Source organism: Streptomyces sp. NPDC002888, assembly GCF_042888465.1.
Classification (GTDB): Bacteria; Actinomycetota; Actinomycetes; order Streptomycetales; family Streptomycetaceae; genus Streptomyces.
In genome coordinates, this window is record NZ_JBIAPU010000010.1 from 16479 (window position 1) to 32263 (window position 15785).

The 15785-nt window shown below is 72.4% G+C and carries 11 protein-coding genes; 6 read left to right on the plus strand and 5 right to left on the minus strand.

Features of this window, described 5'->3' with window-relative positions:
• Positions 1-30: 30 nt before the first annotated feature.
• The 3 genes from ACFYWX_RS17780 to ACFYWX_RS17790 form a co-directional block, all read right to left on the minus strand.
• A complete protein-coding gene (locus tag ACFYWX_RS17780; protein WP_389424969.1) occupies positions 31-1566 on the minus strand; it encodes a DUF5719 family protein in 1536 nt (511 codons plus the stop codon).
• The gene (locus tag ACFYWX_RS17785; protein ID WP_389424970.1) at positions 1563-5258 is read right to left on the minus strand and encodes a glycosyltransferase; all 3696 of its coding nucleotides are present in this window, start codon (positions 5256-5258) and stop codon (positions 1563-1565) included. Before ACFYWX_RS17785 ends, ACFYWX_RS17780 begins: the two co-directional genes overlap by 4 nt.
• Before the next feature lie 300 nt (positions 5259-5558).
• A complete protein-coding gene (locus ACFYWX_RS17790) occupies positions 5559-5822 on the minus strand; it encodes a WhiB family transcriptional regulator (protein WP_003975777.1) in 264 nt (87 codons plus the stop codon).
• Positions 5823-6542: 720 nt separating this feature from the next.
• On the opposite strand from ACFYWX_RS17790, the gene ACFYWX_RS17795 reads away from it, so the two are divergent.
• The 4 genes from ACFYWX_RS17795 (at position 6543) to ACFYWX_RS17810 (ending at position 10488) form a co-directional block, all read left to right on the plus strand.
• Positions 6543-7058: a cysteine dioxygenase gene (locus tag ACFYWX_RS17795; RefSeq protein ID WP_389424971.1), complete on the plus strand. Its 516-nt coding sequence runs from the start codon at positions 6543-6545 to the stop codon at positions 7056-7058.
• 33 nt (positions 7059-7091) lie between these two features.
• A complete protein-coding gene (gene cofD, locus ACFYWX_RS17800; RefSeq protein WP_389424972.1) occupies positions 7092-8075 on the plus strand; it encodes a 2-phospho-L-lactate transferase in 984 nt (327 codons plus the stop codon).
• A complete protein-coding gene (locus ACFYWX_RS17805) occupies positions 8072-9382 on the plus strand; it encodes a coenzyme F420-0:L-glutamate ligase (protein WP_389424973.1) in 1311 nt (436 codons plus the stop codon). Before cofD ends, ACFYWX_RS17805 begins: the two co-directional genes overlap by 4 nt.
• A 104-nt stretch (positions 9383-9486) precedes the next feature.
• Complete coding sequence (locus ACFYWX_RS17810; RefSeq protein ID WP_389424974.1) at positions 9487-10488, plus strand: DNA-3-methyladenine glycosylase family protein; 1002 nt, start codon at positions 9487-9489, stop codon at positions 10486-10488.
• A 255-nt stretch (positions 10489-10743) separates the two neighbouring features.
• Here ACFYWX_RS17810 and ACFYWX_RS17815 read toward each other — a convergent pair whose 3' ends face one another.
• On the minus strand, positions 10744-11826 hold the full coding sequence (locus ACFYWX_RS17815) for a sugar phosphate nucleotidyltransferase (RefSeq protein ID WP_389424975.1): 1083 nt from the start codon (positions 11824-11826) through the stop codon (positions 10744-10746).
• A gap of 127 nt (positions 11827-11953) precedes the next feature.
• A complete protein-coding gene (locus tag ACFYWX_RS17820; protein ID WP_389424976.1) occupies positions 11954-13417 on the minus strand; it encodes a peptidoglycan recognition protein in 1464 nt (487 codons plus the stop codon).
• 151 nt (positions 13418-13568) lie between these two features.
• Here ACFYWX_RS17820 and ACFYWX_RS17825 point away from each other — a divergent pair, with 151 nt between their 5' ends.
• Together ACFYWX_RS17825 and ACFYWX_RS17830 are read left to right on the plus strand one after the other, a co-directional pair.
• Entirely contained in the window at positions 13569-14327 is a 759-nt protein-coding gene (locus tag ACFYWX_RS17825; protein ID WP_389424977.1) for a TIGR03089 family protein, read from the plus strand.
• Between the two features lie 247 nt (positions 14328-14574).
• Positions 14575-15741 (plus strand): LCP family protein, encoded by a 1167-nt coding sequence (locus ACFYWX_RS17830; protein WP_389425190.1) that lies wholly within the window; start codon positions 14575-14577, stop codon positions 15739-15741.
• Positions 15742-15785: the final 44 nt, after the last annotated feature.

Below are 15785 nucleotides of genomic sequence, written 5' to 3' on the forward strand. Positions count from 1 at the left end.
CGGACGCAGGCCCGCCGCCGCGGCGACGCCCTACTTCTCCAGGACCGACAGATCCTGGTCCGCCTCCGGTACCGCCACCGTCCCCCGGTCGTCCGGCAGGGTCTGGATCGTGAAGCCCGGGACGCCCTCCTCGGTGGCGGCCAGGGTGCGGGCGGCGTACACCGGGGCGCCCGAGACGGGCTCCACCGTGAGCGCGTAGGTGCCCTTCAGACCACTGGGGACCGGCGGCTCGACGTCCTGGGTCGTCCCGGACTTGATCGTGTACGTCTTCGACGCCGCCGTGCCGCCCTCGCTGCCCGCGGATGCGGTGACCTTGACCTCGGCGGTGCCGGTCGGGGCGGTCAGGGAGAGCGTGGATCCCTTGCCGCTGTTGTCGGCGGACGTCGCGCGCGTGCCGACGGGGTTCGTGGCGGGGATGAACGCCGTCTCCTGCTTGTCGCCCTTGCCGCGGACCACGCGGACGGCCGCGACGACCGGCACCGACCGGTCCGTGGGGGTCAGCACCAGCGAACCCGCCTCCCCGCGCGTGACGTCGCCCAGGTCGACCGCGGTCGTCATGCCGCCCTTGACGTGCAGCGTCTCGCTCCCGGCGGGCGTGATCAGCCCGGAGGGCGAAGCGAGGCGCACCTTCAGGTCCGCGTCGGCGTCGCCCGGCGTGAAGGCGATCAGGCGCACGGACGAGGCGTCCTTCGGGATGCCCGGCAGGACCAGGCTCGCCGCCGGGTCGGTGGACGCGGGCAGCCAGTCGCCGCCGAGCTTCTCGTCCAGCGCCTGGACGGCGGCCCCGACGCGGCCGCTGCGGACGTTCACGTGCACGGTGAGGTTGTCCTGCTTGTCGTCGGTGAGCGTGGACAGCAGTACCGGCTCGCTGGAGTGCGGCTGGATCGTGATGCCGTCCTGCACCGTGGTCTGCAGGGCGCCGTCCTTGCCGTAGAGCTCGATGTCGACGACGGCGGCGGAGTCGTCCGGGTTGGTCAGGTGCACGTAGTCCGTGCGGTCGGTGGCCGTGCTGGCACCCGGGAACCAGAACTCCGTGTCGGGCGCGGTGCAGTTGACACCCTGGAGGCCGCGGCCGGTGCCGGCGGCGACCTCGGTGGTCTCCTGGACGGTCCAGCCGGGGGCGAACTTCCCCTCGGCGGTGCCGACCAGTGCGGGCGAGTCGGCGCCGGAGGCGTCCCCGGTGACGGGCGTGCCGGGCGCCTTCGGCGTGAGGACCGGCTTGTCCCCGCCCTTGCCCTTCTCGCCCTTCCCGTCCTGCTTGCCCTGCTTGTCCTTGGTGCCGTCGTCCCCTGTCCCGTCGCCCGACTGCTCCGTGGCGGACTCGAGTTCGGCCGTGCCGTCGCTTTCCGTGCCCTTGGTGACGGGCGTGAAGGACGTGTACGACGTCTCGGCGAGGTCGGAGGTGCTGGGCGCCGGGCAGAGCAGGCTCGTGCGTTCCACGGGCAGCTCGGCGGCCGCCTTCGTGGTGTCCGTGCCTGAGGCGTCGGGCGGGGTCAGCGCGGCGAATCCGGTGACGGCGGCGAGCGCGGCCACGCCGGCGAACAGGGAGATGGTCGTGCGGTTCACTGCTGGCTCCCGTCGGGGCGCTCACTGCCGTTGCCGTGCTGTTGTTGCTGCTGTTGTTGTTGCTGCTCCGGGTCGTACGCGGGGTCGTAACCCTGGCCGTACGACGGGTCGTAGGCCTGGTCGTACGTCTGGTCGTACGTCTGGTCGTACGGCGCCTGCTGGTTCTGGCCGCCGTAGGCGTACGGGTCGTACTGACCGCCCTGGTAGGGGTCGTAGGTCTGCGTCTGGTCGTAGGTGCCCGCCGAGTAGGGCTGTTGGGCGCCCTGGTACTGGTCGTCGCCGTAGGTGCCGTACTCGTTGCCCGCGTAGTTCGCCGCGTCCCACTCACCGTAGGGCTGCTGCTGGGGTACCGCCGCGACGGGCTCCGGCTGCGGAGGGGCGGGAACGTCCGTGTCCTGGGCGGCCTCCTCGGCCTCCGCCTGGGCGCGCAGGCGGCGGGCGCGGCGGCCCTCGCCGGCGACGGCCTGGGCCGGGACGACCGGCTCCTCGGGGAGGTCGTCGTCGACGTCGCGGCGGCGGCCCGGCAGGGCCAGCACGACGAGGACGACAGCGAGCGCGCCCTGGGCCCACAGCCAGGCGGTGTGGCCGATCGGGTCGTCGTAGGTGACGTCCAGCTTTCCGCCGGAGGCGGGGAGTTCGAAGCCCTGGGCCCAGCCGTCGACCGTGGTGCGGGTGAGCGGCTTGCCGTCCAGGGTGGCCGTCCAGCCCTCGGCGGCGGTGTCGGCCAGGCGCAGGATCCGGCCGTCCGCACCGCTGGGAATCGTGGTGTGGATGTCGACGAGTCCCGCGGCGACCGACCGCGGAGCGCCCGAGCCGGAGGCGGAGACGATGGCCGCGCGGGAGACCTGCTGGTCGACCCGCCACAGGGCGCCGCCGTTCTGCTCGCTGAGCCGGCGCAGTCCGGGCGTGGCATCCAGGACGCGGGTGACGTCGCGGGGCGCGCCCTTGTGGACCAGGACGTAGCGCACGGCGAACTTGCCCAGCTGGTCGACCTGGTCGGCGCCGGAGCCGGCGACCAGGTTGGCCACGATCTTGTCGAGCTTGGCGTTCTCGCCGTCGGCGGCGGCGAGTTCGGCGTCGCCGAGGCGGGCGCCGGAGCCGCGGACGAGCATGTAGGCGACGTGGGCGGCGGAGTCGCTGTCGAGGACGAGGGTGCGGGCCTGGTCGCGGTTGTTGCCGTCCTCGGCGACGAACGCGGGCACCTGCACCGGGTCGCGGCGCTCCAGGGGGTCGTCGGCGCCGCGGATCATCCAGCCGGCGGCGATGAGCAGCGGGCCCGCGGCCGAGGCGAAGGCGATCAGGGCGGCGACCGGCTGGCGCCAGCCGAAGCTCTGCTCGGCCACACGCGCGCGTGCCCCGTCGGCGCCGAGCGCTGCGGCGGCCAGAAGGGCGATGCCGTAGACGAGGGTCGCCGGTCCGGCCCAGGTGGAGCCGTTGGACAGGACCGCGAAGACGAGGCCCACCAGGGCGACGACCCAGGCCGCGAGGATGCCGGCCTGGCGCTCGGAGCGGAGCAGGGCGGCGAGCGCGGCCAGGACGATGCCGATGAGCATCAGGCCGCTGACCGTGCCGGGGCCGCCGGGGCTCGCGCCGAGCAGGTCGAGGGCGGAGGCCGTCGAGGAGCCGTACTCCAGGCCGGCCTCCTTGAAGAAGCCGAACGGCAGCAGCGTCAGGGACCAGGGCGCGAGGATCAGCAGCGGAGTGCCCAGCTGGGCCAGGAAGCGCGGTGCGTAGGCGGTGATGTCGGCGCGGCGCACGGCCAGCACGCCGATGCCCAGGAGCAGGGCGATGGGCCACACGATCGGGGTGAACGCGGTGGTGAGGGTCAGCAGCAGCGCGTACGCCCAGGTGGCGCGCCAACTGCCGCGCGTGTCGGCGGCCTTGGTGAGCCCGGCGGCGGCGATGCCCGCGCGCGCGACGAGCGGCAGCAGGACGGCCAGCACCGCGGTGCCGATGCGGCCGCCCGCGAGGGCGCCGGTGGCGGCGGGCAGGAAGGCGTAGACGACCGCCGCCCACGCGCGCAGGAGGCGGGACTCGACGAGCGGGCGGGAGGCGAAGTACGCGGTGACACCGGCCAGCGGGACCGAGCAGACCAGCAGCACCGTGACCGCGAGGCCGGTCGAGCCGAACAGCAGGGAGGCCAGCAGCGCGACGATCGCGAGGTACGGCGGCGCGGACGGGATGCCGCCGGCGCCGACGGGGTGCCAGGCGTCCAGGTAGCGCGACCACAGTTCGGAGGAGTCGGCCGGGGCCGGCAGCAGGGCGCCGCCCGCGAGCGCGCCGCCGCCGAGGAGGGCGCGACAGGCGGCCAGTGAGACGAGCAGCAGCACCAGGAAGAGCACCGGTCCCGGCTTGCGGGCGATGCGCTTGAGGCGGACGAACTGCTCGATCTCCAGGAAGTCGGCGTCGTCGCCGCCGGGGCCCGACTCGATGGCGCTGCCGTGCCGCCCGGCGCCCGCGGCGGCCTCGGTGTCGGAGCCGCCGACGAGGTTGCCCGCGACCTGTTCGACGGTGGCCCGCACGGTCGCGCCAGGCGGCGGGAACAGTGCCCGCAGTTCGTCCTTGTCGACGGCCGGACGGCCGCGTCGGCGCCGTCCGGCGATGATCCGCTCGGGCCGCAGCAGGGTGCCCAGGAGGCCGCGGATCTCGTCGACGGCCTGTCCGGGGACCTTGCCCACGAGGTAGGCGACGGTCCGCAGCAGGGTGCCGAGGACGAGGCGCAGCAGGATCCAGGGCAGGACCGCGGTGCGGGCGTTGACGAGGAGGGTGTAGGCGGCGCCGGCCTTGTCGACCTTGTGCGGGGAGGCGGTGGTGCGTCCCGCGCAGTCGACGGCGCGGCGCTCGCGGGAGGCCGCCTCGGCGTGTCGTACGACCGCGTCGGGGGCGACGAGGACGCGGTGGCCGGCGGCCTGGGCGCGCCAGCACAGGTCGACGTCGTCGCGCATCAGGGGCAGTCGGCGGTCGAAGCCGCCGAGCTGCTCGAAGACGTCGCGGCGGATGAGCATGCCGGCGGTGGAGACGGACAGTACGGACCGGACGTGGTCGTGCTGGCCCTGGTCCTGTTCACGGCGGTCCAGGCCGGTCCAGCGGCGGCCGGAGTTGGCGATGGTGACGCCGACCTCCAGGAGCTGGCGGCGGTCGTACCAGCCGCGCAGCTTGGGGCCGACGACGGCCACGTCGTCGCGGCCCAGTTCGAGTTCGTTCTCCACGACGCGCAGCAGCTCGGCCAGGGCGTCGGGCTCGGGGGCGCAGTCGTCGTGCAGCAGCCACAGCCACTGGACCGGCTCCCCGTGCGGAAGCTCGGGCATGTCGTAGGCGTCGTCGCGCCACGTGCGCGTGACGGGGTCCCAGCCGCTGGGTCGCTTCAGGTAGGGCAGCTCGTCCGGGGTGAGGACCGGGGCGGTGCGGGTGGCCTCCTCGACGGCTTGGCCGAAACCGGTGCGCCGGGCGAGATGCAGCACCTGGTCGGCGCCGAGGGCGTCGGCGACCAGCTGGGCGGAGTCGTCCGCGCTGCCGGTGTCGGCGGCCAGGGCGAACTGGACCGGGCGCTCCTGGCCGAGCAGTCCGGCGAGCGCGTCGGGCAGCCAGCGGGCGCCGTCGTGGGAGACGAGGACCGCGGTCACCACATGACGCGGAAACTCAGGTGTGGCAGCGGCGTCTTGGCGGGCTGCCGTGTGGCTGTGCACGGACATCGAGGTACGGGCCCCGGTTCGATGGACTGCGGTGGACGCCTGTGCCACCAGGGGGCGGCGGGGCGTCTCGGACGAGCGACCACACTATCGGCTGGGCATGACGACGGCCCGCCGCCTGTGGACAACCCACCCGCGACGGGCCGCTCGTACTGTGGACAACTGCCTGCGTGCGGATGCACGCCCTCCGCTCGGACGGCCATGCTCAGTCGGCCGCACTCAGACGGCCGCACTCAGACGGCCGCACTCAGACGGCCGCGCTCAGACGGCCGTGCTCAGACGGCCGTGCTCAGACGGCCGTGCTCAGACCGCCGCCTTCTTCAGCCGTCGGCGCTCGCGCTCGGACAGACCGCCCCAGATACCGAAGCGCTCGTCGTTGGCGAGGGCGTATTCAAGACATTCGGAGCGGACCTCGCAGGCGAGGCAGACCTTCTTGGCCTCGCGGGTCGAGCCGCCCTTCTCGGGGAAGAAGGACTCGGGGTCGGTCTGGGCGCACAGTGCGCGCTCCTGCCAGCCGAGTTCCTCGTCCGCGTCGTCGACCAGCAGTTGCTGCACCAGCTCGGTCATGTGCGCCCCTCGTCTGCTCTTTCGCGTCCCCGTGATGTTGCCGTTACCGATTCCGGCTGAACGACACGAGTGAAATTACAGGTGTGCTGCTCCGGGCGAGTCAAGCCGAGATCTGCTATTGGGCCCGTTATTCACTCTGCGGAACCAAGGCGGCGCCGAAAGTGTTCAAATCGCCATAAACATTGACACGCAAACGAGGCCCCGGGGGGCATAGGACCCCGTGCAGAGCCTGCACAGGTAAGGACGCCCCCGAGTGCGATCCCGTTGCGACACACACGCCGAAGCGAACCGGATCACAGTCGGATCACGGGACGGCAACGGGGCTTGCGCGACCGGATCGACCGGATGGACGCCATGTGTCCCGAGTACCCCATGCACAAACCTTTCACCTTTGAGGTGACCCGGATGAGGTGAAACACGTCCCACAAAGCGGGTGTCGAGTTGACAGTCGAGGTGTGACCCGATGTCCTTGTGGGCATGCTCGCGAACTTGGCACTCACCTCGACCCGCACCGCCGGGTCCCACGGTGCTGCCCGCGCTCGCTGTAGCTGTTGCTGTCCCAGCTGTTGAGCCCAACGCGCTCCGGCTGCTCTTGAGTCCACCGCGACTCGGCTGCTGTTTTCTCTGCCCTCACCAGGGTTTTCCTCCCGCCCGCGACCCGGGCGGACGGTACGCGACCCCCCAGCCCCCACTCTTCCGCCGAGGAACCACCGCACCCTCATGAACAGCGACAGCGACCTCCAGATCGCCGGCGACATCCTCGAAGTCCCGCACCTGCTCCAGCCCCCGCGCGAGCACCCGGCCACCGTCGCCGAGTTCGTCGGCCTGGCGCGCTCCATCGCCTCCGACCGCTCCCAGTGGGAGCACCTCGTGCAGTACGACGCGACGACGCGCTGGTACCACCGGCTGCGCACCGGCCCGGGCTACGAGGTGTGGCTGCTGTCCTGGGTGCCCGGACAGGGCAGCGGGCCGCACGACCACGGCCGCTCCTCCGGAGTGCTGACCGTGCTGGAGGGCACCCTGACCGAGCGCACGGAGCGCGGCACGCGCGCGTTGGGGGCCGGGGCGGAGCGCGTGTTCGCGCCCGGGTACGTGCACGAGGTCGTCAACGACGCGCTGGAACCGGCGGTCAGCCTGCACGTCTACTACCCGGCGCTGACAGAGATGCCCATGCACGCGGTCGGCTGCTCGGCCTCCGCGGCGCAGGGCCCGGTCGACGCGGTGCCGACTGGCTGACGCGTTGTCGTACCCGCCTGCAAGACTGCTCCCATGCGCATTGTGGTTCTGGCAGGCGGCATCGGCGGTGCCCGCTTCCTGCGCGGCCTGAAGCAGGCCGCGCCGGACGCGGACATCACGGTCATCGGCAACACCGGGGACGACATCCACCTCTTCGGGCTGAAGGTCTGCCCGGACCTCGACACGGTGATGTACACGCTCGGCGGCGGCATCAACGAGGAGCAGGGCTGGGGGCGGGCCGACGAGACCTTCCACCTGAAGGAGGAGCTCGCCGCGTACGGCGTCGGGCCCGAGTGGTTCGGACTCGGCGACCGGGACTTCGCCACGCACATCGTCCGGACGCAGATGATCGCCGCCGGATACCCGCTGAGCGCGGTGACCGAGGCGCTGTGCGACCGCTGGAAGCCGGGTGTGCGGCTGATCCCGATGACCGACGACCGCGTCGAGACCCATGTCGCCGTCACGCTCCCCGACAGCGGCTCCGCCGCGGGCTCCGGCGAGCGCAAGGCCGTCCACTTCCAGGAATACTGGGTGCGGCTGCGGGCCTCCGTACCGGCCCACGCGGTCGTGCCGGTCGGCGCCGAGCAGGCCAAGCCTGCGCCCGGCGTCCTGGAGGCCATCGCCGAAGCGGACGTCATTCTCTTCCCGCCGTCCAACCCGGTCGTCTCCGTCGGCACGATCCTCGCCGTGCCCGGCATCCGGGAGGCCATCGCCGATGCCGGGGTGCCGGTGGTGGGCCTCTCCCCCATCGTCGGGGACGCGCCCGTGCGCGGCATGGCCGACAAGGTGCTCGCGGCGGTCGGCGTGGAGTCCACGGCCGCGGCGGTCGCCGAGCACTACGGCTCGGGGCTGCTCGACGGCTGGCTCGTCGACACCGTGGACGCGGGCGTGGTCGAGCGGATCGAGACGGCCGGCATCCGCTGCCGGGCCGTACCGCTGATGATGACCGACCTCGACGCGACCGCCCGGATGGCCCGCGAGGCGCTGGCGCTGGCCGAGGAGGTACGAGGGGCATGAGTGACGCATCCGCCGACGGCTACCGGGTCTGGGCCGTCCCCGGCCTGCCCGAGGTCGCGCCCGGCGACGACCTCGCCAAGCTGATCGCCGCCGCCGCGCCCGGGCTGGTCGACGGGGACGTACTCCTCGTCACCTCGAAGATCGTCTCCAAGGCGGAGGGGCGCCTGGTCGAGGCGGCCGACCGGGAGGCCGCGATCGATGCCGAGACCGTGCGGGTCGTGGCGCGGCGCGGGGCGCTGCGGATCGTGGAGAACCGGCAGGGGCTCGTCATGGCCGCCGCCGGCGTCGACGCCTCCAACACCCCTTCCGGCACGGTGCTGTTGCTGCCCGAGGACCCGGACGCGTCCGCGCGCGCGATCCGGGACGGACTGCGGGACGCCCTCGGTGTCGACGTCGGGGTCCTCGTCACCGACACCTTCGGGCGGCCCTGGCGCGCGGGGCTCACCGACGTCGCGATCGGCGCGGCCGGCGTGCGCGTGCTCGACGATCTGCGCGGGGGCACGGACGCGTACGGCAATCCGCTCAGTGCGACGGTCGTGGCGACGGCGGACGAACTGGCCGCCGCCGGTGATCTGGTGAAGGGCAAGGCCGCCGGGCTGCCCGTCGCCGTCGTGCGCGGACTGCCGCACGTGGTGGCCGAGGGCGACGGCGAGGGCGCGCGGGCCATGGTGCGCGGCGCGCGCGACGACATGTTCCGGCTCGGGACGTCGGAGGCGGTACGGCTGGCGGTCACCCAGCGCCGTACGATCCGGGCCTTCACGGACGAGCCCGTCGATCCCGGGGCCGTACGACGGGCGGTCGCCGCGGCCGTGACGGCGCCGGCGCCGCACCACACGACGCCGTGGCGGTTCGTGCTGCTGGAGTCGGCTCGGTCGCGGACACGGCTGCTGGACGCGATGCGGGACGCGTGGATCGCGGACCTGCGACGGGACGGCAAGACGGAGGAGTCCATCGCCAAGCGGGTGCGGCGCGGGGACGTCCTGCGGAACGCGCCGTATCTGGTGGTGCCGTGTCTCGTCATGGACGGCTCGCACACCTACGGGGACGCGCGGCGGGACGCGGCCGAGCGGGAGATGTTCGTGGTCGCCACGGGGGCCGGCGTACAGAACCTCCTGGTGGCGCTGGCCGGGGAGCGGCTGGGGTCGGCGTGGGTGTCGTCGACGATGTTCTGCCGGGACGTCGTGCGTGAGGTGCTGGAGCTGCCGGAGGACTGGGATCCGATGGGGGCCGTGGCCGTCGGGCATCCGGCGGAGGAGCCGAGGGCTCGGGCGGAGCGGGATGCGGGGGCGTTCATCGAGGTGCGGTGAGCGGTCTTACGGTCGCTCCTCTCCGGAGGAGCCGGACAGGTCCTAGTCTCATAGGGCACCTTCGACGTCTCACAGGGCACCTTCGACACCCCGGGATCTCATTCGTGGCAGGACGTTTCGCTCCCCGGCCCACGCGTACGACCGTGCGCGGTGGGCAGGTCGGCATGCCCGCGGGGGTACCGCGGCAGGCGACGGGGCCGGGGCGGGTGCGGATGTGGGTGCCCGACGGGCCGCTGGATCTGGGGCTGGTGCTCGGGCCGCTGCGGCGTGGGCCCGGGGACCCGACGTTCCGGGCGACGCCGGACGGGTCCGTGTGGCGGACCTGCCTCACCCCGGCGGGCCCCGGGACGCTGCGGGTCGTCGCGCTCGGCGGGCAGGTGCGGGGGGAGGCGTGGGGGCCCGGCGCGGAGTGGCTGCTGGAGCAGTTGCCGGAGTTGCTCGGCGCCGCCGACGATCCGTCCGTCTTCGTGCCCCGGCACCGGGTCGTCGCGCTCGCGCGGCATCGACGGCCGGGGCTGCGGTTGACGCGGAGCGGACGGGTGCTGGAGTCGTTGATCCCGTCGGTTCTGGAACAGAAGGTCACGACCGATGAGGCGTATCGGGCGTGGCGGTTGCTGGTGCGGAAGTACGGGGAGCCGGCGCCCGGGCCCGCGCCCGAGCGGATGTCCGTGATGCCGGCGCCTCGGACGTGGGCGCTGATTCCGTCGTGGGAGTGGCATCGGGCCGGGGTCGACAACAAGCGGGCGTCGACGATTCTGCGGGCGGTCCGGGTGGCGCGGCGGTTGGAGGAGGCGGCCGGGATGGAGCCGGCGGCGGCCCGGGCGCGGCTGGAGCTGGTCTCCGGGATCGGGCCGTGGACGTCGGCGGAGACGGTGCAGCGCAGTCATGGGGCGGCGGATGAGGTGACCGTGGGGGATCTGCATCTGCCGGGGATCGTGGGGTGGGCGTTGGCCGGGGACCGGGATGCGGATGACGCGGTGATGTTGTCGTTGCTGGAGCCGTATGCGGGGCAGCGGCATCGGGCGGCTCGGCTGGTCTTGTTGAGCGGGGTCGCGCCGAAGCGGCGTGCGCCGAAGATGCGGCGGGTTGATATCGGGCGGTTGTGAGGTTGGGCGGTGCGGGGGTTGGGGCTGGGCGGTTAGTGAGGTTGCGCGGTGGTGGGGCTGAGGCTGGGCCGTTGCGCGGTGCTGGGGCCGAGGCTGGGTGGTTGTGAGGTTGCGCGGTGCTGGGGCTGGGCGGGGGTGGGTCGCGCGGCCCGGCGCTGACGGGGTGCCGCCCGCGCCCACCCGTGCCGCCCCAGCGGCACGACTGCCCGCTCGATCGCCGGGCTGGCTAGGGCGGCCTGCTGCCGGTGGCCGGTGTTACGCGTCCGGGGAGAAGCGCACCGCGCCTGCTGGGATGCGGGCGTCGCACCAGATTCGGGCGCCGTCTCGGAGTTCGTTGTCGGGGCCGATGACGGCTCCGTCGCCGATGACGGTGCCGGTGAGGACGGAGCGTTCGCCTACGCGGGCGCGGGTGCCGATGAGGGAGTCGGTGATGACGGCGCCGGGTTCGATGACGGCGCCGGGGAGGATCGTCGAGCCGAAGACCCTCGCGCCCTCGGCGACGAACGCGCCCTCGCCGACGACCGTGCCGCCGGTCAGCTTCGCGTCGGGTGCGACGGTCGCCGTCGGCAGGACCAGTCGGTCGCCGCAGCGGCCGGGGACCGCGGGGGACGGGGCACGACCGAGGACGAGGTCCGCGGAGCCGCGGACGAAGGCGGCCGGGGTGCCGAGGTCGAGCCAGTACGTCGAGTCGACCATGCCCTGGAGGTGCGCTCCGGCTGCCAGGAGGTCGGGGAACGTCTCCCGTTCGACCGAGACCGGGCGGCCGAGCGGGATCGTGTCGATGACCGAGCGTCGGAAGACGTAGGCACCCGCGTTGATCTGGTCGGTGACGATCTCCTCGGGCGTCTGGGGCTTCTCCAGGAAGGCGAGGACGCGCCCGGTGTCGTCGGTGGGGACGAGGCCGTACGCGCGCGGGTCAGTCACCTTGGTCAGGTGCAGGGAGACGTCCGCGCCCGTCGTCTCGTGGGTGTCGACGAGTCTGCGGATGTCCAGTCCCGTCAGGATGTCGCCGTTGAAGACCAGGATCGGGTCGTCGGGGCCCGAGCGCAGCCGGGACGCGACGTTGCGGATCGCGCCGCCCGTGCCCAGGGGCTCTTCCTCCGTGACGTACTCGATGTGGAGTCCGAGCGACGCGCCGTCGCCGAAGTACGGTTCGAAGACCTCCGCCAGGTAGCTCGTCGCGAGCACGATGTGTTCCACGCCCGCCGCTCTCGCCCGCGCCAACTGGTGCGTGAGGAACGGCACCCCCGCCGCCCTGACCATGGGCTTGGGCGTGTGCACCGTGAGGGGGCGCAGCCGGGTGCCCTTGCCGCCGACCAGGAGGATCGCTTCTGTCACCTTCGTCTCTGCTTCCTGCCGGGACCGGCCGAACTGTCTTTCGACCGGCCAGTGTATGCAGACCGTTGTGTGGCGCCTTCGATGGCCGTGCGTTGTTGGATGTCCCCCCGCTGCCCGTGACCCCGGGTCAGCGCCCCTGGTAGCGCGCCGCCGTCGAACGGGCCGAGCCGAGCTTGCCGTAGAGCTGCCTCCCTGGGCATTCCGTGGCGAAGCCGTCCCGGTGTCCGGAGATCACATGCAGTCGTACGTTCTTACCTTTTGCGTAGAGATTGCCACCGCCGGACTTCAGGTATGTCTTTCCGTTCGGATTGGCTCCGAACAGGCCCAGCTTCCATGCCGTCAGCCGGGCGACGCCCTTGACCGCTGAGGAGGACGGTTTGGAAGATCCGAACGTTCCGAGAACGGCGATCCCCATGCTGTTCGTGTTGAAACCGAGGGTGTGGGCGCCCATGACCGGCTTCGCCACGCCCCCGGCGCGGCCCTCGTAGATGTTTCCGCACTTGTCGACGACGAAGTTGTAGCCGATGTCGCGCCAGCCCATGCTCCTGACGTGGTAGCGGTAGATACCACGGATGAGCGAGGGCGACTGCGAACACTTGTACTTGTTGCCGGAGGCCGTGTGGTGCACGAAGGCGGCCTTCACCTTCTTCGTGTAGACGAACGTCCGCTCGCGCAGTGACTCGTCGGCGCCCCAGCCGCGCCGGGTGACGATGTGTGGGCGGGGGCCGATGTACGGCTTCGCGCGCTGCTGCTCCGTCAGCTCGTCGCCGAGCAGCGTGGACAGCTCCTGCTCCGTCTCCGACCGCGTCAGCTCGGGGATGTCGGTGGCACCCAGTGGTACGCGCAGAAGGTCGGTGTTGGTGGCGGAGGCCTCGGAGGCCTCCGTGCTCAGGGCGGTCTGGTCGTTCGGGTTGAGCAGGGGGCCGGTGCGCGGGACGTGCACGGGGGCGTGCAGCGGCGCGGTGACACCGGCTCTCTCGTCGGAGTCGTCGCCGCCCGGGTCGACGAGTTCGAGGCGCAGGCCCGAGGGAAGGAGGGAGGCGGTGGTGGCCGTGCGGGGGCCTCGGGTGCCGGCGGGGGTGTCGGTGTCGGCGCGGACGCGTACCTCCACACCGTCGGAATCGCCCACCCACAGGGGTGCGGTGGCTCCGCGCACGCGGCCCGAGGTGCGTTCCGCGGTGTCGGGGTCGGCGCCGTGGTCGGCGTTGTGCGTCTCCACGTCCTGCCAGCCGGACCAGGTGGCGGTGCCCGCGGCGCGGGTACGGACCTGGACGCTGCCGTGCAGTTCGGTGGCCGGGTCGTCCCAGACGACGCCGACGAGGGAGAAGTGCCGTACGTCGCGGCGGGTCAGGCCCTGGTCGGTGGCGGGGCCTTGGGTGCGGGTGAGGGGGTTGAGGGGCAGCGACTGGGTGCTGCCGGGGAGGTCGGGGAGTGGGGGAAGGGCATGGGTGTCGGGTGCGAGGGGCGCGCCGTGGACGGTTGCCGCCTCCGCGGTCGGCGCCGCGGGGGTCGCGGCGGCGGGCGGGGCCAGCGGAAGGGCGAGGGCGGCCGTGCAGGTGACACCGATCGAAGAAGCAAGCAGTCCATGCATGCTCCCGATCGTGAACATATCGGTTTATTCCTGTCCATTGGGGAGCTGACGGGTTGTCGGTGAGCGTTCGCCCAATCGGGTGGTGGAGTGGTGGGGTGGTGGTGGGCCCGGCGGTGGGTGGGCAGGCGTGGCGGCGCGTACGCTTGCGCGGGTGAACGCCACTGATCGCACCCCTGCCGACCTGCTGCGTTCCGCGCTCGCCGCGGACCCCGCGCGGCCCTTGGTGACCTTCTACGACGACGCCACGGGCGAACGGGTCGAATTGTCCGTGGCCACCTTCGCCAATTGGGTGGCCAAGACCGCGAACCTCCTCCAGGACGGACTGTCCGCGGAACCCGGTGACCGGGTCGCGCTGTTGCTGCCCGCGCACTGGCAGACGGCGGTGTGGTTGCTGGCGTGTTCGTCGGTGGGGGTCGTCGCGGACGTGGGTGGCGACGCCGGGCGGGCGGACTTCGTCGTGGCCGGGCCCGGGGCGTTCGACGCGGGGCTGGCGTGCGGGGGTGAGCGGTACGCGTTGTCCTTGGCTCCATTGGGGCGGCGGTTCGTGCCGGCTCCTCCGGAGGGGTACGCCGACTATGCGGTGGACGTGCCGAGTCACGGGGACCGGTTCGCGGCGTACGCGCCCGTGGATCCGCAGGCCGCCGCGTTGATCGTGGCCGGGCGGGAGTTCAGCGGGGCGGAGATCGTGGAGCGGGCGTCGGCGGAGGCGCCGGCGGTCGGGCTCACGGGGCCCGGGGCTCGGGTGTTGTCGGCGTTGCCCTATGACACGTGGGAGGGGTTGAGCGCCGGGTTGTACGCGCCCTTGGCCACGGGTGGGTCCGTCGTGCTGTGCCGGCATCTGGAGATGCTGGAGGAGGAGGCAGTGGCCAAGCGGATCGAGAGCGAGAGGGTTACCGCCACGGCCCGCTAGCCCTTCGGGGGGAGGCCGGGGAGGTACGGGGCACTGGTGCCGTTCACCTGCTCGGCACCCGGTGCTGTTGCGGGCGCGGAGGCGGGTCGCGCGGCCCGGCGCCGACAGGGCACCGCCCGCGCGCCCACCCTCCCCCATTCGGCTCACCCCCACCCCCCACCCCCGCCCCTCCCGCGTCATCGTCGTAAGGGCAGGCAGGACGGTGGCACGTATGTGAGGGGGCGATGGCGTGGGCGGAGGTTCCGGGGTGGTGGGGCCCAGTGCCGCGTGTTCCGCTCTCGGGGTGGGGCTCGCGCGGCGGAGGAGGCGGCGGTGGGCGCGGTGGGGGTGTGGAGGGGTCGGCGGGGTCCTGGTGGTGCTCGTGGGGGTGGGGTGGGGGGTCTATCTCAAGCTGGACGGCAACATCACCGCCGACGAAGCGGCGGCGGCCGAGCTCAGGCGGTACGAGAAGGAGCGGCCGACCTCGTTGGCGCGCGGCGCGCAGAACATTCTGCTGATCGGGTCGGACTCGCGTTCGGGGAACGGCAACCGGAAGTACGGGCGGGACAGCGGGACCGAGCGGTCGGACACGACGATCCTGTTGCATCTCGCGGCGGAGCGGGACAGCGCCACCGCGATCTCGCTGCCGCGTGACCTGATGGTGGACGTGCCCAGTTGTCGGCGGCCCGACGGCACCCGGACCAGACCCATGTTCGCCATGTTCAACTCCGCCTTCCAGACGGGCGGCTCGGCCTGCACCATCCGTACCGTCGAGAAGCTGACCGACATCCGCGTCGACCATCACGTCGTCGTCGACTTCCACGGGTTCAAGAAGATGGTGGCCGCCGTGAACGGGGTCGAGGTCTGCCTGAAGGAGCCCGTCAACGACAAGGCCGCCAAGCTGCGGCTGCCCGCGGGGCGGGTGACGTTGGACGGGGAGCAGGCGCTCGGGTACGTCCGCGCCCGCAAGTCGCTGGGCGACGGAAGTGACACCGATCGCATGGACCGGCAGCAGCGGTTCCTCGGCGCGCTCGTCAACAAGGTGCAGAGCAACGACGTCCTGCTGAATCCGGTGAAGCTGTACCCCGTGCTGGACGCGGCCACTTCCTCGCTCACCACTGACCCGGGCCTGGCCAATCTGCGTGGTTTGTATCAACTCGTGCGCGGCGTGCGGAACATCCCCACCGAACATGTGCGCTTCCTGACCGTTCCGCGGGAGTCGTACGTCTACAACGCCAATCGCGACCAGCTTGTGGAGCCCGAGGCGGAGAGGTTGTTCAAGCGGCTTCGCCGGGACGAGCCCGTGGAAGTCGCCCCGGGAGACGGTTCGGGAGCCGAAAATGCGCGCGGGAAGGGCGCGCGGGACCCCGGCGAAGAGGTTTCGCCCGCGCCCACGTTCCGCGGGAACACGGCCGCCGAGGACCCCTGCGAGTAAAGCGCTTGCCAAGCCGGTGAACGCGAGTTCCAAGAAATGGGTGA